17 protein-coding genes are annotated in these 21,292 nt (G+C 41.4%); 6 read left to right on the top strand and 11 right to left on the bottom strand.

The annotated features are described in order from the left end of the window. The first annotated feature begins 293 nt into the window (after positions 1-293). A complete protein-coding gene (locus MHI60_RS09890) occupies positions 294-3,908 on the top strand; it encodes a CDP-glycerol glycerophosphotransferase family protein (RefSeq protein WP_144483718.1) in 3,615 nt (1,204 codons plus the stop codon). Positions 3,909-3,973: 65 nt separating this feature from the next. Here MHI60_RS09890 and manA read toward each other — a convergent pair whose 3' ends face one another. The 11 genes from manA to MHI60_RS09835 form a co-directional block, all read right to left on the bottom strand. Then, a complete protein-coding gene (gene manA, locus MHI60_RS09885) occupies positions 3,974-4,924 on the bottom strand; it encodes a mannose-6-phosphate isomerase, class I (protein WP_048237582.1) in 951 nt (316 codons plus the stop codon). Between the two features lie 147 nt (positions 4,925-5,071). Then, complete coding sequence (locus MHI60_RS09880) at positions 5,072-5,893, bottom strand: carbohydrate ABC transporter permease (protein WP_044333316.1); 822 nt, start codon at positions 5,891-5,893, stop codon at positions 5,072-5,074. After that, the gene (locus tag MHI60_RS09875; protein WP_144483722.1) at positions 5,890-6,861 is read right to left on the bottom strand and encodes a sugar ABC transporter permease; all 972 of its coding nucleotides are present in this window, start codon (positions 6,859-6,861) and stop codon (positions 5,890-5,892) included. The genes MHI60_RS09880 and MHI60_RS09875 overlap by 4 nt, the downstream gene beginning before the upstream one ends. A gap of 56 nt (positions 6,862-6,917) precedes the next feature. Beyond that, positions 6,918-8,183: an ABC transporter substrate-binding protein gene (locus tag MHI60_RS09870; RefSeq protein ID WP_144483725.1), complete on the bottom strand. Its 1,266-nt coding sequence runs from the start codon at positions 8,181-8,183 to the stop codon at positions 6,918-6,920. A 101-nt stretch (positions 8,184-8,284) separates the two neighbouring features. Next, entirely contained in the window at positions 8,285-9,703 is a 1,419-nt protein-coding gene (locus tag MHI60_RS09865; RefSeq protein ID WP_144483728.1) for a response regulator, read from the bottom strand. After that, positions 9,697-11,139, bottom strand: coding sequence for a sensor histidine kinase (locus MHI60_RS09860; protein ID WP_144483731.1), 1,443 nt, complete (start codon positions 11,137-11,139; stop codon positions 9,697-9,699). The genes MHI60_RS09865 and MHI60_RS09860 overlap by 7 nt, the downstream gene beginning before the upstream one ends. Then, positions 11,136-12,137, bottom strand: a complete 1,002-nt coding sequence (locus tag MHI60_RS09855) for a sugar-binding protein (protein WP_144483734.1) — start codon at positions 12,135-12,137, stop codon at positions 11,136-11,138. The genes MHI60_RS09860 and MHI60_RS09855 overlap by 4 nt, the downstream gene beginning before the upstream one ends. Before the next feature lie 68 nt (positions 12,138-12,205). Then, complete coding sequence (locus tag MHI60_RS09850) at positions 12,206-12,661, bottom strand: GNAT family N-acetyltransferase (RefSeq protein ID WP_034624591.1); 456 nt, start codon at positions 12,659-12,661, stop codon at positions 12,206-12,208. Between the two features lie 120 nt (positions 12,662-12,781). After that, positions 12,782-13,381, bottom strand: coding sequence for a bifunctional 4-hydroxy-2-oxoglutarate aldolase/2-dehydro-3-deoxy-phosphogluconate aldolase (locus tag MHI60_RS09845; protein WP_144483737.1), 600 nt, complete (start codon positions 13,379-13,381; stop codon positions 12,782-12,784). Beyond that, the gene (locus MHI60_RS09840; RefSeq protein ID WP_342502686.1) at positions 13,353-14,333 is read right to left on the bottom strand and encodes a sugar kinase; all 981 of its coding nucleotides are present in this window, start codon (positions 14,331-14,333) and stop codon (positions 13,353-13,355) included. The genes MHI60_RS09845 and MHI60_RS09840 overlap by 29 nt, the downstream gene beginning before the upstream one ends. Before the next feature lie 123 nt (positions 14,334-14,456). Beyond that, positions 14,457-15,467 carry a LacI family DNA-binding transcriptional regulator gene (locus MHI60_RS09835; RefSeq protein ID WP_144483740.1) on the bottom strand — a complete coding sequence of 337 codons (1,011 nt, stop codon included), beginning with the start codon at positions 15,465-15,467 and terminating at the stop codon, positions 14,457-14,459. Positions 15,468-15,725: 258 nt separating this feature from the next. Here MHI60_RS09835 and kduI point away from each other — a divergent pair, with 258 nt between their 5' ends. From kduI to MHI60_RS09810, 5 genes are all read left to right on the top strand, one after another. Then, a complete protein-coding gene (kduI, locus tag MHI60_RS09830; RefSeq protein WP_144471976.1) occupies positions 15,726-16,553 on the top strand; it encodes a 5-dehydro-4-deoxy-D-glucuronate isomerase in 828 nt (275 codons plus the stop codon). 8 nt (positions 16,554-16,561) lie between these two features. Continuing rightward, the gene (gene kduD / locus MHI60_RS09825; protein WP_186437287.1) at positions 16,562-17,332 is read left to right on the top strand and encodes a 2-dehydro-3-deoxy-D-gluconate 5-dehydrogenase KduD; all 771 of its coding nucleotides are present in this window, start codon (positions 16,562-16,564) and stop codon (positions 17,330-17,332) included. 103 nt (positions 17,333-17,435) lie between these two features. Beyond that, positions 17,436-18,902 carry a spore germination protein gene (locus tag MHI60_RS09820; RefSeq protein ID WP_144483746.1) on the top strand — a complete coding sequence of 489 codons (1,467 nt, stop codon included), beginning with the start codon at positions 17,436-17,438 and terminating at the stop codon, positions 18,900-18,902. 3 nt (positions 18,903-18,905) lie between these two features. Further along, complete coding sequence (locus tag MHI60_RS09815; RefSeq protein ID WP_111290681.1) at positions 18,906-20,006, top strand: GerAB/ArcD/ProY family transporter; 1,101 nt, start codon at positions 18,906-18,908, stop codon at positions 20,004-20,006. Then, positions 20,003-21,148: a Ger(x)C family spore germination protein gene (locus tag MHI60_RS09810; RefSeq protein WP_095409723.1), complete on the top strand. Its 1,146-nt coding sequence runs from the start codon at positions 20,003-20,005 to the stop codon at positions 21,146-21,148. Before MHI60_RS09815 ends, MHI60_RS09810 begins: the two co-directional genes overlap by 4 nt. Positions 21,149-21,292: the final 144 nt, after the last annotated feature.

Raw genomic sequence — 21,292 nt, 5'->3', positions numbered from 1 at the left:
ATAGCTTACTAATCTCTTTATCGACAGAATCACCTAATTATTTTAACAACTAAAGACTCAATATATTTATATCTATCTATGAAAAATGACATTTTCAGGATGTTTTTCCCCTAAATATCATTTCATCATCTTAACTTTCCATTAAAGATTCAGTATTTTATTAATTTCTCTTTAAAGATATGGTATCATATAGCATCATTTGTATTTTTTTATCGAATTTTTAAATTCCCTTGTCTGTATATTACAACAAATTCTTGACTTTTTAAAAAGGAATATTAAAAGGAGTCACAATCATGATTAAGAAGATCCTAAAACGGAACAAAAAGATTTTAAAAAGAAAAATAAACTTTCTAAAAGACCCTTTAAGAAATTTTATTAAAGATAAGAGACACCAAAGGAACAACCTATATGCATACTATTATCAACATCTTGATGTTGTTGATAAAACCGTACTTTATGAATCTAGAGATGGAAAAAGCATGACTGATAGTCCTTTAGCCATTTTTGAATATTTGCTTCATCAGCCTAATTTTAAAGACTATACTCACATTTGGTCTATTGAAGACTTTGAAACATTAAAACCAATTTTAAATAAGTATAGAGATGACAAAAACGTGATTTTTGTCAAAAGAAATTCTAAAGACTATTTGAAATATTTAGCCACTGCAAAATATTTAATCAATAACTCTACTTTCCAACCATTTTTTATATGTAAAGAAGAGCAAGTCTATATTAATACGTGGCATGGTACACCATTAAAGTATATGGGCTTTGATATTCCAGGAAATCCCGCACATTCTCAGAACGTATTAAGAAATTTTTTAAGCTCAGACTATCTTATTAGCCCAAATGAACATACAACAAGTATGTTCTTAAATAGCTATAAGCTAAAACACATTTTTTCAGGGAAAATAATAGAAGAAGGATATCCAAGAATTGATCTAACGTTAAATACTGACCCTCTCGCATTTAAAAAAAATCTTCAATCTTTTGGAGTTAGCCTATCTTTAGAGAAAAAAACTATTGTATATGCACCAACATGGAAAGGGACGAATGTTGGTAAGGTTAAAAATAATTTAACTCAGATCACTTCTGACCTGAATTACTTACAAGAACGATGCGGTCAAGAATATAATATTCTTCTTAAGCTTCATCCATTTCTTTATCACCAAGCAAGTCGATCAACGGAATTACAAGGCCGGCTTATACCGGATTTTATTGATACAAATGTGCTTTTAAGTGCGACCGATTTATTGATCACTGACTATTCGAGTATATTCTTTGATTTTTTAGTTACAAATAAACCAGTCCTATTTTATATGTGGGACGCAGATGAATATAACGAAGAACGGGGAATGTATTTTAATCTTGAAGACCTTCCAGGACCTCGTGTCTATAATATAAGAGATTTGGCAGAATCAATTGGTCGAATAAAGGAAATAAGTTTAGAATTCAAAACCAAGTATGAGCGGTTTAAACATGACTTCACAAAGTACGACGATGGTAAAGTGACTGAAAGAGTAGTTGAGGCTATCTTCAATAATGAGACTGAAACCGTTCGCTGCATCAATACTCATAATAAAGTGAAAGAAAAGATATTGATATATCCAGGAGGTATGAAAAATAATGGTATTACTTCCTCTTTCATTAACTTAACTCAAAATATTGATTATGATAAATATGATGTGAGTTGTTATATGAGTACACCAAACTCAAAAGAAGTATTAAATAATATTGCAAAAGTCAATAAAAATGTCAGATTTATCTTCAAGCCGGGCTTACCTGTATATACTCTGCAAGAAGTTTATAAAGATAAATTAATTCATAATCGCGGAGCAAAAGGGAAACTAGAAAAAAGACTCTATCCACAAGAAGCTTATTCCAGAGAATTCAAGCGCCTATTCGGAAAATCCACTTTTGATCATGTGATTGATTTTAGTGGCTATAGTTTATACTGGGCTAAATATCTTGTTTCTGCAGATGCGAAAACAAAAATATGTTTTATGCATAATGATCTTCTCTCAGATAGCGAAAGAACGATTAACGGTAAGAAACCTCATAGAATTAATCTGAGAGGTTTATTCACAATATATGATAAATTCGATAAGTTAGTGAGTGTCTCTAAAGGGACAATGGAGTTAAACAAACAGAATTTATCTCAATATGCAGAAGAAAGTAAATTTGATTATGTAATGAACTCCATTAACCCAGACAAAATTTTAGGAACAGAATTAACTTCTAGCGAAGAAGACGATAACAGCCTAATCATATCGAATAAACCTTTTAAATCCAGGGCTAAAATTTTAAGCAGTAAACACGATAAAATACTCCCTACATTAATAGAAAATAATTCCCACACTTTTTCAGCTAAAGAATTTGAAAATAAAGTGGTCATGATTACAAGAAAAGCTGTAACAAAACAAAACGAAGTTTTATACAAATTCACTTATGAAGATCATGTGGTGGGATGGTTGAATAAAGAAGCGTTTAAGATTCTACCAGATAGCATTATATGTGAAGAAGAAGTTCATAAACTAGCAGTGATTGCATCTCCTAAGCGCAATGATATTTGGTCAAAACCCTTTAAAACGAAGGGAATTAAAAAGGTTTCTTCTAGCCATCCATATAAGAACATTATGGTGGAAATAGATAGAGAAGCTAGAACTGAACGTTCCGTTTATAGCAGATTTTATATTAATAAACAACTAATAGGCTGGATAGATTCCTCAGCACTAAAAATACTGAAAAATTACGAAGTAAATGCTGATCTCCCTGAAGATAAACAAGCATTGATCGAAAAAGAAAAGCACACATTATTAACTGAAAATTACCATAAACATGAAGAATTTATTCACTCTTTGAATAATAGAACACTTTTAGAAAGAAATTTAAACAAGCAAATGAAGATTGTTCATACAGAAAATCATAAAGTATGGTCTAAAGCATATCCAAATTTCGGTTATGCTGAAGTCTGCAGCGCTGATCTCTATAAAGATGCGATCGTAGCTGTAACCAAGAGCCATAAAACCAACTCATCTACCTATTATCAATTTTCTTATGATGGAAAAGTGATTGGGTGGTTAAACGTAAAAGCATTTAAACAATTAGACCCTCAATCTATTTTAAATCGTAAAGAAGTGAGTTATTCTGCCTTGCTTCATTTGAATGAGTTTAAAATTTATAATAAAACAAATGAAAATACACGGTTTCAAGTCGTGGAAGATTATTATCTATATAATCAAAAAGAAGTTGATGTCACTGAAGAGGTCACCACACCTATATCAACATACTGTGCAATAGAGCTCAATAATGAAGAAATAGGCTGGGTAGATAAAAAAGCACTTGAAATCATCGAAATTCGCGGGTTCCAGATAAGAAATGAGTTTGTTCCTTATCCATCAAAACATCACTATAATTTTGTTAATATGGGACGCTTATCTCCAGAGAAAGGGCAAGATAATTTAATCACTGCGTTTAAGCAACATGTCGAAACAAACGCAAATAGCAGGCTATATATTCTCGGTGACGGTCCACTAAAGAATGACCTTCAAATGTTAATAGAACAATTTGAATTGCAAAACCATGTGTTCTTAGTAGGCCAAGTTGAAAACCCATTTACCATCCTAAAAATGTGTAATTGCTTTGTTTTATCTTCACATTATGAAGGGCAGCCAATGGTCCTTTTAGAAGCAATGACACTAGGAATGGATATTTTAGCGACAGATATCGTTGCCAATAGGACTGTTTTAGAGAATGGTAAATACGGAGCTCTAGTCAATAACAGTATTGATGGGCTTATAGAAGGTTTAAACAACTTTAGCTCTCAGACACACACGTCTTATGCTCCATTCAATTATAAAGAGTATAATAAAAAAGCAATGGACACTTTTTATAAAGTTCTAAACTAACCTTTCTATATTTGTAATAAAAAAGACTTTCAAGCTGACATGACAGCTTGAAAGTCTTTTCATTTTTATATATGCGACACAATCAGTTCACAAGATCCTTCAATTGAGAAGTTTCCTGTTTCAGCCGGTAGAATAAAATGAGCGCCCTTTGGCAGTGGATATGTGTTTCCATCATGCTCTAAAGACCCTTCTCCATGAATCACACTGCATAGCAAAAATGGATAATCCTGCGAAAGCTCTACTTTTTGATCAACTTCCCATTTATACACAGAGAAATATTCTGCTTCGACAAATGTACGAATGGTCACTCCCCGGCGCGTTTCAACTGATTCATCTGCATACCCGTCTACATGAGGAACCGTTGTGACATCAATCGCTTGCGCAAAATGAAGTTCACGTTCGTTGCCATCCTGGTCTTTTCGTTCATAATCATATACACGATAGGTTGTATCTGAGCTTTGCTGCGTTTCAAGGACAAGCGTTCCTTCGCAAAGCGCATGGATAGTACCGCTTGGCACATAATAAAAATCACCAGGCTTAATCTTCACCCGCCGCAAAAGACCTTCCCAATCTCCACTATTCATCATGGTGACAAGCTCAGTTCTTGTTCTTGCATTGTGCCCATAGATCATTTCTGCTCCTTCTTCGCAGTCAATGATATACCAGCACTCTGTTTTTCCAAGCTCGCCATTTTCATGTCTTTCCGCATAATCATCATCTGGATGAACTTGCACGGACAAGTCTTGGTTTGCATCTAATATTTTGGTTAACAGCGGGAAGCGGTCGCCTTCTATCCCCCCGAACAATTCTCTATGATTGTCCCAAAGTTCGATCAGCGTTTTCCCTTTATATGGACCGTCTTTCACGACACTTGGCCCGTTTGGATGAGCAGAAATTGCCCAGCATTCTCCCGTTTGATCAGAAGGAATATCATAGCCAAATTGATCCCTTAAGGCTGTACCTCCCCATATTCTCTCCTTCAATTCAGGCAGTAAAAAAATTGGTGACTGCTTCATTCAGGATGACTCCTCCCTTTGCTACCCTTTGATAATCTTTACCTAGCTTGATGAAAACTAGTAAGTCTCAACTTTTATTATGACGCTATCTAAAGAGAAGTCAATCCTTTCAGTACACCGAATGAAAACGATAACACAAAAAATGTTTTACCCTTTGACAGAGCCTGCGAGTAGCCCTTTGACAAAGTATTTTCCAAGAAGAATATAAACGAGTAGTGTCGGCAGCGCAGCCAATATCGCCCCTGCCATTTGGACGTTCCATTGCACAATTTGACTGCCTGATAGATTTTGCAAGGCAACCATGACCGGCTGATGCTCCGCAGTGGTCATCGTGACTGCAAATAAAAATTCATTCCACACATTTGTGAACTGCCAAATCGCCACCACAACAAATCCTGTGATCGAAAGCGGGAGAATCATATGTCTGAAAATCCCGATAAAACCTGCGCCATCCATTTTCGCCGATTCAATCATTTCATCGGGGATGCTCACATAGAAATTTCGGAACATGAGCGTTGTGATCGGAAGTCCGTATACGACATGGACAAGCACAAGCCCTGGAATTGAATTATACAATCCGACTTCACGCAAAAATTGAATGAGTGGGATCAGGATACTTTGATATGGAATAAACATCCCAAACAGCATCAGCGTAAAGACGATTTCTGATCCTTTGAAACGCCATTTTGATAATACATAGCCATTCATTGCACCTAAAACAGCGGACAATAAAGTAGCAGGAATGACAAGATAAAGAGAATTCATTAAATTGGGTGCCAGCTTTTCAAACGCGATTTGATAGCTTGAAAAATCGATAGTAGATGGAAGCGACCACATTCGCTCAAGGGTGACTTCACCTAATGGCTTCAAGCTTGTGACGAGCATGACATAAACAGGCATCAGAAAAAAGAGACTGCACAAAATCAATAAAGCATAAAGGACTGGACGGACAAACCATCTGGCTGTCATGATGAAGCCTCCTTCCGGCTCGACAGGAGATATGGCACGATAAAGACCGCAACAGAGATCAGCATGACAACCGCAATGGCGGCACCTCCTGCATAATGGTTTCCTCTAAAGGTCATTTCAAACATATACACGCCCGGAACATCCGTGACAAAGTTCGCACCCGGTCCTGTCATCGAGTAAATCAAATCGAAGATCTTTAAAGAAATATGAGCCATGATGATAACGACACTTGCAGTAATCGGTTTTAAAAGAGGGAAGATGATTTTCCAGTAAATCTGCCACTCCGTTGCGCCATCCATTCTAGCAGCCTCTCTTACTTCCTCTGGAATTCCTCGCAGACCCGCCAAATACATCGCCAGAGAGAAGCCTGTCATTTGCCAAACAGCTGCAATCACAACAGCAATCATGGCCGCAGGTACACCAAACTCAATTTTCCCCCAGACAAATCCGGCCAATATGTTCGTATCCGTATACCACTTAGGCTGGATACCAAGCGTTTTCAAAAATAAATTCACCCCAGTTGACGGGTTTAAAATCCATTGCCATACGACTCCTGTGACAACGAAGGATAGGGCCATCGGAAAGAAGAATAAATTTCGAAAAAGAGATTCCCCCTTGATCTTCTGGTCTAGTAAAATCGCAAGTGCGAGACCAGAGACAATGACCGCTCCAATAAAAAACAAAGTGAAAAAGACCGTGTTTCGAAGATCTGATTGAAAGCGGAAATCTTGAAACAGCATGACATAATTGCGAAGACCAGCGAAAGAGAAATCAGGAACAAGCGTGGTCCAGTTTGATAATGACACATATCCTGTCCAGCCAATAAAACCGTAAACAAAGATGAATAATAAAACCGCTGACGGGGCTAAAAAGAGCAGCGCCAGCAGCTGGTCTCCATTCCATTTTTTCCGCATACGTTTGACTTTGGGCACTGGTGTTTTTGTCATCGGCGGTGTGTCTATGCGCATGAAGCTACACTCCTTTTTAAAAAAGAGGCGGTGCCTAGCCGCCTCCTCCTTCGTCTTTATTTCATTGCATCTTTTAAAGATGAAACAAACTGACTGCTGTCTTTTTGTGTCACGAAGATATTGACGGCTTGATTCGCTTTTGTCACAAACCCTTCTTCAGCAGCTGAGCCATGAGCAAGAGACGGCGCCAGTTTTGACTCTTTAAATGCCTTCATCGCCGATTTTCCGTATTCATCATATTTTGATACATCTGCATCCACACGTGCTGGAATCGATCCTTTTAGCGGATTAAACGCATCCTGTCCTTCCACAGATCCTAAAACAGATAAGAATTTCTTCACGTTTTCTGGCTGTTTCACACCCTTTGGCAGTCCGAATGTATCGGTGATCACCATAAAGCTTCCTTCCGTTCCAGGAGTCGCCGTGTATCCAAAGTCTTGATTCACCTTCAAATCAAGATCATTCACAAAGTACCCCTTCGCCCAGTCACCCATGACATTCATTGCCGCTTCTCCTTTTGCCACGAGCTGTGAGGCATCTTGCCAGTTACGTGAGCTGTGATCATCATTGACGTATTCGAGCATACGTCCAAAGATGTCTGCCGCTTCCTTCACTTTTGCGTCATCCATTTTCATATCGCCAGCCCAAAGTTTTTGATAACCATCTGCACCTAATACACCCAGCAAAACACTTTCAAACAAATGAGTCGCTGCCCAAGGCTCCTTATCTCCAAGTGCAAGTGGTGTAATTCCTTTTTTCTTTAATGCATCTGCTGTTTTGAAAAATTCATCAAATGTCGTTGGCGGCTCTAAGCCTGCATCATCAAATACCTTCTTGTTGTACCAAAGCACATTGCCCCTGTGAATGTTTACTGGCACGGAATAGATTTTCCCATCTTTACTGACAAGGTCAATCAGTGATTCTGGAAATTTGTCTTTCCAGTCTTCTTTTTCATATAAATCATCCAGCGGCTCCATTTTGCCTGCCGCGACCCAGCTCTCATTCAGCTCCGCCCCGCCATGCACTTGAAACGTAGCAGGCGGGTCATTTCCTTGCATCCGGCTAGTCAGAACAGCCTTTGCATTCGTACCAGCACCACCTGCGACAGCTGCATTTTCAATTGGAATGTCTTTATTCTCCTCTTCAAACAATTGAATGAGTGCCTTCAGTCCGTCCTCCTCACCTGCTCCTGTCCACCAAGAGAAAATTTCAAGCTTCTCCGCTCCACCTTCTTTTTTTGCATCTGAGTTCGTCGATGAACTGCAGGCAGTGACGACAAGCATACAGAGTGCCAGCAGCGTAAATCCTAATTTGAGCTTCATAATTATCCCCCATCCCCATTTTGTAAGCGTTATCAAAATAAGTATAATGGCAGATCCTTGCTTTTTTTCAGGCAAATTTCTTCACTTTTTTATGAAATTCTTCATTTTTTTACGGCCTGATTTCGATATTCCTTCGGTGAACAGCCGACCATCTTCTTAAACACTCGGCTGACGTAATTAGGATCTGTATATCCTGCCTGATAGGTAATTTCTTTTAAGCTAAGCGAGCTGTCTATGAGAAGCCTTTTGATTTTATCCAGCCTGCAGGCTGTCACATACTCTTTAAATGTCAGACCAGTCTCGTCTTTAAATCGTTTTGTGAAATAGGTTGGACTTAAATCAACATAAGCGGCCGTTTGCTCAAGCGTGATCTGTTCACAATAATGCGTTTTGATGTAACGTTTTGCCCGTTCGATGTCATTTATGGTCTGGGTTCTCGCTTCATACACGTCAAATAGGTGTTCACAGCACTGGCGGCATTCAGCTGCGGTGCTGATTGTCAATATCGCTAGATCTGTACGGAGACGCGATTTGAAGAGAATCAACAGTTCTTTTACTTGTGACATCGTCGCGCCCTCTAATTGAAAGGCATCAAATAAAGCCAGCGCATCCTCTCTTCTCCCTTCTTCCAGCGCCTGCATCATGCTGTCTGCAAGCTCCGGCAAATGAATCAATGGACCGGGCTTCACCTCTGTTTGATAAAAACCATAACGAACAACGCCGCCACTCTTTTTTCGCTGATAATAGGAAAGCTTCGCCTCTGCTGCACTTTTCTGAAGGTGAAGCGGGTTTGAGACTGGATGCCCTATGCCAACGACAGGTGAAGGCTGACCGTTTGTCATGGCAGCTCGAATGGCTTGCAGCACCTCTGCCTTTAGTTGACCTGGTCCTTGCTGACTATAAATGAGGCATGTAAACAGTTCACTTCCCATCTGAATCGGTAACGTATGAAATCGTGCAGATTTCTGCAAATGAATGATTAGCTGATCTCCGCCTGTCCGCTGAACAGCGATGATCAGACCTGCTTCATATTCGGAAAATAGTTGTTGAAACTCCATGTCGGTATAAGATTGACCGTTCATGACATGGGCTTCAAGCCATTTTGACCGCTGATCGGCCGCTGCCGCCTGCCGCTGAGACGTCTCCTGCTGAATCTCTGCTGCTACAAATCGAATGGCTGCGATGGTTTCGTCTTTGTCAGCTGGTTTGACGAGGTATTGTTTCACCCCTTCCTGCATCGCTTGCTTGGCATAATCGAATGTATCGTAGGCTGTCAGCATAATGAATTTTGTATGAGGACTGATTACTTTGATCTGTTTGATCGCTGTCAGTCCATCCATTCCAGGCATCTGAATATCCATGAGCACAAGATGAATGGGCTCAGATCGCACAAATTCAACCGCCTTCTTTCCATTTTCCGCTTCTCCTGCTATATGACACTCTGGAAGCCATTCGGTTAAGAACTTCCGCATCGCTAGCCGTTCTATTTTTTCATCATCGACAATCAGCACGTTCAGCATGCCGGTCCCTCCTTCATCGGAATAGCCAATTGTATGGTGGTGCCTTCGTTTGGCTTTGAATCAATTTGAAGGGCATCTTGCACCCCGTAAAACAAGCGCAGTCTTGACATCACATTTCGAAGACCGATTCCTGTCGAGTGGCCTTTACTCAATATGTTCGGATCTTCCTCTTCTTTTTCTGACAGCAACCTTCTTTTCTCTTGTTCATTGATGCCCATCCCATTGTCCCGAATCCGAATCATCACATAGCCGCCTTCTTGATAGATCGAGAGCTCGACAAGTCCCTCTTCCTCCTTTGGCTCGACGCCATGAATAAAGGCATTTTCAACAAGCGGCTGTAAGGTGAGACTTGGGATATGTACAGATAAACACGATTCATCGATGGACGTTTTGCACGTAATACGATCGGCAAATCTCGTTTCTTGTATATGAAAATATTCTTTCACCACTTTCACTTCTTGATCCAATGTAACGGATGTACTGAGAGCAGACAGCGAATACCGCATCAGCGTGGAAACAGATTGAATCAACCTCGATGTGGCTTCCGCTGATTCTAAGTAAGCCATACGTGAAACGATATTTAATGTGTTAAATAAAAAATGTGGATTCATTTGATTTTGCAGCGTTTTTAGCTTCATGTCTTTGATTTTTTGATCCAATGCTGCCTTTTGTTTGATCTCTTCAATCATCATTTTCATCTCTTGCCGCATTCGCTGAAAGGCTTCATTTAAAACAGATATTTCATCCTTTGAGGTAACATGCAAATTCATTCCATCAAAATTTCCTTCTGAAACTTCTTTTACGCTTCGGGACAGATGAACGATTGGTCTTGATATCCCGCCAGCAATCATATACGCCATCCATAAGGCGACCCCGATTGATAACGTAAACAGGCACAAGGTAAAGAGCGCATAGGTTTGATGCCTTTTTTGAAGAGATTGATAGAGTACTTGATACTCAGATAATTCATCATCAAGCAAGGTCATCGTCTGCTCTTGTATATAGGAGGAGACGGTTCTCACTTCCTTCACACTTGCAGCATATTCTTCAATTTTCCCTTCTCTCACATGTGTCATGGTTGCATCACTTTCATTGATAAGCGTCCGCATCATATATTGATATTTTTCAATAGAAGGAATCGCCGCATGAAGACCGGCATCCTTTCGCAGCGCTTGATCGTATGATTTCATTTTCTGTTTTGACGTAAGGTATTCTTTGGCAAACTTCCGATCCTTTTCAATGGCATAGGCATTGACCTTTTCATACATCGTTTTCGCCTCTGTCGATATATCATTGAGCAGGAGAAAAGAACGGAAACTCCGGCTATATTCTGATGTGATTTTTGAACTGCTCCAGTAGACAAAAAAAGCGGCTATGTTGCCAAGAAGCACAAGGATTAAAAATGCCAATAACAGCTTACTTCGAATCCTTCTCATGGCTGCATCCCCTGCTTTCTGTCTGTTTGCTGAAGAGGCAGATCCCCGCGCCGGATCACACTCGTTCCCGTGTACTGAAGCGGTTCTTCTTTTTCACCTTTCTGCAAACGAACAAGCGATTCAACCGCTTGATAACCCATTTCATAAGGATGCTGCACGACCACGGCATCAATTGTCCCATCATCAAGCGCCTGAATCGTATCAGGCAATGTGTCAAATGCAAGCACATAAAAATCAGTGGACGATCGATACTGTGCGATTGCTTGAATGATGCCTGCACCATCTAATGCACTTGTACCATAAAATGCAGTGAGCTTCGCATGATCGTTTAATAGTTTATAAGCGGCACCTGAGGCACCTGACTTCGTAATGGCTGATTCTTCTATTCCAGCAATATGAATGCGTTTTTCAGCAGCAACGGCATCTCGAAAGCCCTTGACGCGCAGCTTTTGATGAATGGCATCCAGCCTGCCTGTGACAATTCCTACATACTGTTCACCTTTTGTATCTGCGATGAGTGCCTGCCCTGCGATAAATCCTGAATAGTAATTGTCCGTTCCTACATACACTTGACGTTTGCTCCCTTCTGCATCCGTATCGACGGTGACGACATCAATTCCTTTTTCCCTCGCCTTCTGAAAAAGCGGTTTGTATTTTTTCGCATCAAGTCCCTGCGTCATAATGCCATCAACATGCCCAGCGATGGCCATATCAATGGTTTTCAGATGATCGTCTACATCCGCTTGCTTTGGGCCCAAATATTCTAGATACACGTGATGAACGTCTGCCGCATCAGCCGCTCCTTTTTGTACAAGCTGCCAATATTCGTTATCAAGTTCCTCCGGTACAAGAACAAAATGATATTGATACGTTGACGCCGCTTTTTCGGAAGCGCTTTCAATTTTAAATAAATCTTGACCTAATAACGTTAAGAAGATGACAGATACCACACAAAATGTGAGAAATGCGCCCATTCCAATCCACTTAGATAATTTCACCGTATCCTCCTCCTTTCACTATTTCCGCATAAAAAAAAGAGCTGCTTATAAGCATACTCTCTCGACCTCTATAATTCCTTTGTCATAAATAAACTGTTTGGATCTTCTTGATATGTACCAAAAGGCGGACAATACTGAAATCCAGCGCTCTCATATAGTTTTCTTGCTGGTTCAAAGAAAGCCATTGCCCCTGTCTCTAAGCTGACACGTGTGTAGCCACGCCGTTTTGCCTCTTGGAGAAGATGATTCAGCATATACCTCGCTACACCTTTTCGCATATGAAGGGCGGCGGTTCTCATCGATTTGATTTCCCCATGTTCACTTGACAGTTCTTTTAACGCTCCGCAGCCAAGAAGCTCCTCTCCATCTCGCACACTCCACACGGTGACATCCTGTTTTTTCAAATCAGTTAATGGAAGAGCATGAATGCTTTCTGGCGGCGAATGCTCCTTCATTTCTTCTAGATGTGCGGTAATCAGCTGGTCAATTCGTCCATCCGTGAGTTCATCTTGTAGAATGTACATTTCCATCACTCCTTCACGCTCATTGTACGTGAAGAGTTGAAATTTCATCTGCTGTTATGTCAGATAAACGAACAAACAACCAGCATCCACGAGCCAATTGTTTGTTCGTTTGACAAGTATTTATGAGGAAAGAACGGCTTGTAATTCCTCTGCTGTACTGCTTTCAAGCTGACTTCCGACACCGACAGCCACCGCGCCTGCTTTGAGCCACTTTGGAACATCAGCTGGATGAATGCCGCCCGTAGGAATAAATTCAATCTCTGGAAATGGACCTTGCAGGTTTTTCATATAGGATAAACCGAAGGAGCCGCTTGGAAAAAGCTTGAGCAAGCAGTAACCATCCGCTTTCGCCTGCATAATTTCACTTGGGGTGAGAACCCCTGGTACATAGAGTGTGTCGTAAAATGAAAGATGTTCTCCAATCATAGGATGATATCCTGGACTAACGATAAACTGTGAGCCTGCCTCAATGGCTGATTGTGCCTGCTCCAGCGTCGTAATTGTTCCCGCTCCTACAATGAGATCCTGCTCCTCTTGGAAGGATGCGATGATGCGTTCAGCATTTGGCGTGGTATATGTCACTTCAATGGCACGGACTCCTTTTTTCTTTAAACGCTCAATCATTTCAATGCCTTCTGCTTCACTACCCGCTCTCACCACTGCAATCAATTTACAAGACGCTAGCTGCTTTTTAACGTTCAAACTTGCTGACTTTCCCATATCTCTCATCCCCTTTCATGTACTCCCGCCTTTGATATCGCTTGGCTTCTTTCATAAAAGCCTGAAGCTCCTCCCGGGAAGGCAGTCCTTCCTTATCGCCAGGTGACATCACTGCAAGTGCCCCGACCGCATTGCCTCTTGTCACGGATTTTTCATCTGATAAGCCGTCAAGCAAGCCGCTGATGACCCCCACTGCAAATCCATCACCAGCTCCAACTGTGTCTACGACATCCTGCACATAAAATCCATTCACAATTCCCTGACCGGCTGCACTTTTATAAAAGGCACCTTCTGCTCCTAGCTTAATGACCACTAGTTTCACACCTTTTTGCAAATAAACATCTGCAATCTCTTCTGGCTCGTGACAACCCGTGAGCCTTTGCCCTTCTGCAAGCCCTGGAAAAAACCAATCCACTTGCGAGGCGATATGATTCACCGTATGAATCATATCTTCCTCCTCTTTCCATAGCTGAAGCCGAAGGTTTGGATCAAATGAAATGGTTTTACCCGCTTCTTTCATTTCTTGAAGAGCATAAAAAGAAAACGCTCTCATTTCACTAGATAAGGCAGGCGGAATACCAGTCATATGAAGGTGGCCTGCCTGTTTGAAATAGGCGGCGGGAAAATCCCTTGGACTCATTGTGCTCGCAGCAGAGCCTTTCCGATAATACGTGACGTCAGGGTCTCCATCCAGCACTTTTGATTTAAGTAAGATACCGGATTGAGACCCATCATCTGAACGGAGCACTGCACTTGTATCGACCCCTTCTTTTTGAAGTTCTTCTAAAATAAATGTGCCAAGTGAATCTGCTCCGACTTTGCTCATCCATCCCACATGAAAGCCCAGCCGCGCCAAGCCGACAGCCACGTTACTCTCTGCACCAGCAAGCGCCTTTTGGAATGTATGCACTTGATGAAGCTCTCCGACTTCTTTTGCATAAAACATCGCCATTGATTCCCCAAATGTGACTGCATCCAATGCTTTCACTCATTTCTCCCCTTTCTCGGTACCGGTTTCAAGTTAGTTAAAAAAGAGAGAGCATGCACGTATGTATACTCTTCTCTGCCTATCCGATTATAAAGATTTCCTCACAATGATTTCTCCATCAAGCTGAATGGTTTGGGGCGCACTTTCATCCCCTTCTAGCCGCGTCTTGATTTTTTGCATGGCTGCTTTCCCCATTTCATGAGATGGCTGGGCGACCGTTGTGATTCCAGGGCCAATCAGCTTATACCATTCTGTATCATCAAACCCTGCAATGCCTATCTCTTTAGGAATCTTCATCCCAAGCTCTACAAGTTCACTAATCAGCTTCAGCATGAGTAATCCATTACCGGCTAAAATCGCTTTTTTCTGTTCGTTTGATTGTAAAAAACGAACAATCTCTTCGCGCATTTGTTCCTTTTGCTTTAAATCAATTTCTGCAATGATCGGCTTCTTATGTTTACTCAAGGCTGTCTGTTCATATGCTTCCTTTCGTTCTTCACGAGGGCTGATTCCATCGACAGGCTCAGTAAAGAAAGCGATGTGATCATAGCCTTTCTCATACATTTGTTGAAGCAGCCGGATTGTGATATCACGGTTGTTCGTGGTCACTGTGTCAACTTTCAGTTCAGGCAGTTTCCGGTCCACAAGAACAATCGGTACACCGTTTTTCTTAAAATCCTCAAGAATGTCATTGTTCTGTCCTGTCGTATTGATGATGAGCCCTTCAATATAATGTGCATTCAGCTTAAGAAGCATTTCCCGTTCTTTTTCTGGACGATTATCTGTGTTGCACACCATGATGCTGTATCCATATTCATCACAAATCTCTTCGACCCCGCGAAGTGTTGCCACTGAGAATGGATTCGTAATGTCGGCTACAATAAACCCAATGACCTTACTTTTTCTGACTTTCAGTCCTTGAGCGAGCTGACTCGGACGGTAATGGAGTTCCTCAATGGCTTTCTTGATTTTCTTTACCTTTTCTGAAGAAATTTCATTTGTTCTGCCATTGATATATCTGGATACAGTTGATTTCGAGACCCCTGCATAAGCTGCAACTTCGTTAATGGTCACTTTCGTTTGCTTTTTCTCTTTCATTCAAAAAACTCCCACAATTGATCTTCTCATTTGGTTCGAAACCGATTTCAAATAAACTTAAAAAGAGCATATCATAATTAAATGCATTTCAGAAGATTTTTTTGCATGATGAGGACAAAAATTCATCCAATTATATAAAAAGAAAGCGATTTCAAATTTACGGTTGACGGCGCACTCTTTTTCCTCTAAAATTTTCCTTGAAACCGATACCAAATAAATATCAATATTTGTTTCAGATGGAAAGGGAGGCTTATCCAAATGGAAAATCGTTATGCTGTACATCCTGAGCAGGTCAAACGTTTTACAACAGAGGAACTTCGTCGTCATTTTCATATTCCTACGCTTTTTGTTAGTGGTGAGTTAAAGCTCTATTACTCACATGAGGACCGCGTGGTGATTGGCGGAGCGATGCCGTCAGCAGAGCCGATCACACTAGATGCTGGAGACTTTTTACGGACGGAGTATTTTCTTGAAAGACGAGAAATCGGGATTGTGAATGTCGGCGGACAAGGAACGGTCACTGTTGATGGTGAGGCCTTTGTTCTGGAGCATAAAGATTTCTTATATATTGGTCTTGGTCACGAAGATGTACAGTTTGCTAGTTCATCAGGCGAGCAGGCCAAATTCTATTTAGTATCAGCCACGGCTCATAGAGCGTACCCTACGCAAAAAGCAGCTATCGCTGAATTAACACCCAACCACTTAGGAGAAGCAGCTGCCTCCAACGTACGAAACCTGTATCAAGTCATCCATGCAGACGGCATTCAAAGCTGTCAGCTTATGATGGGCATCACTCAGCTTGAAACCAATAACACATGGAATACGATGCCTGCTCATATTCATGATCGCCGGATGGAAGTGTACTTATATCTTGATATCGAAGAAGATGCACGTGTCTTTCATTTTATGGGAGAGCCATCTGAAACAAGACATCTTGTTGTGGCCAATGAGGAAGCAGTCATTTCACCTGCTTGGTCTATTCATTCAGGCTCAGGTACAGCGAATTATTCATTTATTTGGGCAATGGCAGGCGAAAACTATACGTTCAAAGATATGGACTTTGTCCCAATGGATCAGCTGAGGTAACGAGGGTGATGACAACTTCATATGTAGCGTCCCTCTTTTCCCTTGAAGGAAAAACAGCCCTTGTGACAGGTCCTGGAACCGGTATTGGGCAAGGCATTGCCGTGGCGCTTGCCAAATCAGGCGCAAATATCATTGGTACGTACCATCACACACCGCTTGAAGAAACAAAGGCACTTGTCGAACAGGCAGGCCGAACATTTCATGCGGTTCAGGTTGACTTTTCTAACCCTCAGTCTGCAAAGCAGGATGTCGACGCCATATTAAAGAAGCATACGATTGATATTTTAATCAATAATGCTGGAACGATCAAAAGAGAGCAGGCGGCTCACTATTCAGAGGAAGATTGGCATACGGTCATGGATGTGAATATCAACAGTCTCTTTTTCCTCACGCAAAAGGTTGGACAGCAGATGCTGAAAAACGGGCAAGGGAAAATCGTCAATATCGCCTCCCTTCTATCGTTTCAAGGCGGCGTCTTTGTTCCCGCCTATACAGCAAGTAAACATGCTGTCGCAGGGCTGACGAAAGCTTTTGCCAACGAATGGGCGCATCAGCATATTCAAGTGAATGCGATTGCACCTGGGTATATTGCGACCAATAACACACAAGCCCTTCGTGACGATGAAAATCGAAATGAAGAGATTCTCAAACGAATCCCCGCCGGGAGCTGGGGAAAGCCTGAGGATCTAGCCGGTGCGGCTGTTTTCCTTAGCTCACCAGCATCTGATTATATGAACGGCCACATTTTAGCCGTTGATGGAGGCTGGCTTGCAAGATAAACAGACGAGAGAATTCCTATTCGGGGATTCTCTTTTTTCTATTTGCATAATTCCCCACCTTCCGAGTCACTCTATAAAAAACATGTGATGAGGGTGAGGTATTATGAAAAGTCGTATTGAACAAGATATAGCGTCCGTCATTAAGCGTGTCAAAAGCTTTGCCGGAAGAAGTGATGATATCGTGTTCCACTCTTTTTCATTTGGTCCTTCCACTATTTCTGCATGTCTCGTGTACGTTGAAGGACTCACAGAATTTGAGATGCTTTCTAAGCAAATCATTTCACCAATGCAAAAGGAACTGGACATCACCGAGGTTGGTTCTACTACACTTTCCTCCCTTTCAAAAACGTTCTTTGGCATTCAAAATGATGTGCTGGATGATATGAACCTTGCCATCGAGCAGTTATATAGCGGCAGGGCTATTTTATTTGTAGATGGAGCGGCTCAAGCACTTGCACTCCATACAAATCTTTTTCAATTTAGGGAAGTAGAAGAGCCGCAATCTGAAGTTCTTGTAAGAGGACCACGGATCGGATTTATTGAGAATCTTGAAAAAAACACGGCTTTACTCCGTGAACGGGCAAACGACCCAAATCTTGTGATTCAAAAGGTGAGTATCGGTACTCGAAATAAAAAATCCGCTGCTCTTGTGTATGTTCGTGATATTGCTGATCCTAAACTAGTAGAAGATGTTCTATCACGCATGGCCGAAATCAAAATGGATGACATCCCTGAAACCGGCTATATTGAACAGCTGATTGAGGACAGTCACATCTCCATTTTTCCACAGATCCAAAACACAGAACGTCCTGACCGGGTGATTGCATCTGTGCTTGAAGGCAAAGTCTCGATTTTACTCGATGGGACTCCTTTTGCTCTCATTTTACCTATGACGCTTACAGCTTTGATGCAATCTCCAGAGGATTATTATCAGAGGTGGACAAGCGCGACTCTTTTGCGTTTACTTCGTTATATTGCCGTGCTGCTCACGATTTTTTTACCCGGCCTTTACATTGCACTTGTCTCTTATCATCCCGGTTTATTACCGACAAGAATGGCACTCACCATCGCAGGGAGCCGGCAGAATGTTCCCTTCCCTCCTGTTGTCGAAGCCATTCTCATGTCTTTTACGATAGAGCTGCTGCGGGAAGCTGGACTCCGGCTTCCAAGAGCCATCGGACAGACAATTGGGCTCATTGGCGGCGTTATTATTGGTCAGGCAGCTGTCCAAGCCAATATCGTCAGTGCCTTAATGGTGATTATTGTGTCGCTGACCGCACTGGCTGATTTCACGGCACCGTCATATGACTTTAGTTTCCCGCTGCGTATTTTGCGGTTTATGGCCATTTTTAGTTCAGCATTGTTTGGATTATATGGCTTAATCATGTGTTATTTATTTGTGCTTTGTCACCTGATGCAGCTAAAGACCTTTGGTTTTGACTATTTCACACCAGTGCTTTCTTCACCGTTTTCAGATTTAAAGGATACGTACGTTCGTTTACCAATCGGGCTATTTAAATCCAGACCGAAAACAGCAAAAATAAAAAATCTCAAAAGACAAGGAGATTAAACGATGTACAGACCTGAAAAGCTATCATTGTTACAAGTCACCATTCTGTGCAGCTCTACAATGATAGGCGCTGGAATTTTAACCATTCCACGCAGTTCTGCCAATTCAGGATACCCTGATGGCTGGATCATTGTATTAATACAGGGCGTCATCTTTGCTTTCGTTGCTTTTTTGTTGGGCTGGATTGCCGAAAAGAATGCACCAGACACCATTTTCGAGTCAAATACAAAAGGAGCGGGCGCATTCTTTGGCACAATCTTTAATTTAATGCTGATCGCCTATTTACTAGGCATTGTCGGCTTTGAGGCACGTGTCCTTGGGGAAGTGGTTCAGTTTTTCCTGCTGCAATCGACTCCCATGACCGTGATTGTGATGATTTTTTTACTCGTGGCGATCTATCATTTGAAAAGCGGTATCTTTCCAGTCGTCAAAATGGTGACCTATATTTATCCGATCACCATGGTCATTTACATAGCGCTCATGCTGTTTTGTTTAAAAATATTTGATTTTGATTATTTGCGCCCTGTGATGGCGCATGGTTTTAAAGATTTTAGTAACCTGTTCTCTCAAACCTTTATTCAATTTACAGGCTTTGAAGTCATTTTGTTTGTTGTCCCGCTCATTTATAAAGACAAATGGTCTAAGGCAAAATGGGCGGCTGCGATCGGGGTTGGGATTACTTCTCTTGTATATTCCCTCACACTCTTTATAGTGATTGGCTCCATGACCGTTGGTGAAACGAAATCTCTCACTTGGCCGACAGTTTCCCTCATTCAAGCGCTTGAACTTGAAGGGGTGTTTATCGAACGTTTTGATATTTTCTTACTGACGATCTGGACGTGCCAGCAGTTCATTTGTATGCTGGGCTTTTTCCAATTTGCGATTAAAGGCTGCTTCACCGTTTTTAAAACAACCAATATAACGAGACTGTTATGGCTGTTATTTTTGATTACATCAGCACTCTCACTTTTCCCTAGAAATATCAATGAAGTCTTTTACTACTCTACTTTACTCGGCTACGCATTGTTCGCAGTTTTAGCCATTCCTTTTATTACAGCTATCCTGCTGATGATTCGCAAAAAATGGGGAGGTCGTTCCGCATGAGAGGAAGGCGTGTAATGTTATTCTTTATTTCCTGCTGCCTTTTCCTTCTATCAGCAGGCTGCTGGGACTTAAAGGATATTGAAAAACTATCGTTTGTACGCGGTGTTGGCATTGATGAACAAGATGAGAATGGAGTTAAGCTGACCTACCAAAACCTTGTACCGAAAACGGGCGGAACACAAGAAGCCGATTCTCCCGGCTATGTGAATGTTGTCTCGAAGGGAAAAAATGTGCTGGAGGCTGTCAGTAATGTCGCCTTGAAGGACCCGCCGATCTATAGTGATCACCTGAAAATATTCTTGTTTGGCAGAAATCAAGCGGAGCATCACGATATTCAAGGAACACTCAATCATTTTATTCGTGATGATGAGGTTCGGCGCAGCAGCTATCTCCTCGTGTCACGAGGTGATGCGTCAAAAGTCATTAACCAAAAATTGAAATCACAGCAAAAGGTACCAGTTGAACATATCTTCGAAACATCAAAAAACCGAGACTTTAACGGAAAGATCGCACCGCCAACACGTATTGGACGGTCGTCTGATTACTTTCAGATGGGCGTTAGCTTCCTTGTGCAAAGTGTAGATGTGATCGACAGTGAAATTATTTATGATGGGGCAGGAATCATACATGGGAAAACGCGAAAGCTGATCGGTTTTATCCCAGCAAAAGATGTCCAATCTTTAAACTGGGTAATGGGCCGTATCACTGGCGGCGTTGTACCTGCCACCTACAAGGGTTATCCGATCACGTTTGAAATAAAAAAAGCAAAGACGAAGGTCGAGCCCTACCTGAAAGATGGAAAAGTTTCCTTTAAAATTAGCGTAAAAACAAATGGAAAATTGTCTGAGGATCAATATCCTCCTGAAAACTCATTCGATGAGCAATACATCAAACGATTTGAGCGGATCTTTGCTCGTAAAATTAAAGAACGCATTCAAAAAGCAGTTCATCATGTGCAAAAAGAAGTGGGTGTTGATCCCATATTTTTTAACCAGCAATTTCGTATGAAATATCCTGACTATTGGGATCAGCATGGTACCGAGTGGGATAGGCTATTCCAAGAAGCAGACATTGATTATGATGTCAAAGTCAGCATCTTGAATTTTGGTGCAGAAGGTGCAACGAAAAGCTTCAAATGGTAATGCAAAAAGGCGTCCGAAGGGCAGCTGCCCTCAGACTGTTGACAAAGGGCTAAAATGATCTTGATTTTAGCCCTTTCTCTTCTTTTTAGCGTGATAGAAAACCTTTGCATTCTTGGAAGGTCGAGCACCGGAACGGACCGAATT

Source organism: Bacillus sp. FSL K6-3200 (genome assembly GCF_038630485.1).
GTDB classification, from domain to species: domain Bacteria; phylum Bacillota; class Bacilli; order Bacillales; family Bacillaceae; genus Bacillus; species Bacillus safensis.
Note: the sequence above shows the minus strand (reverse complement) of the source record. Positions and strands in the feature narration are given on the sequence as shown.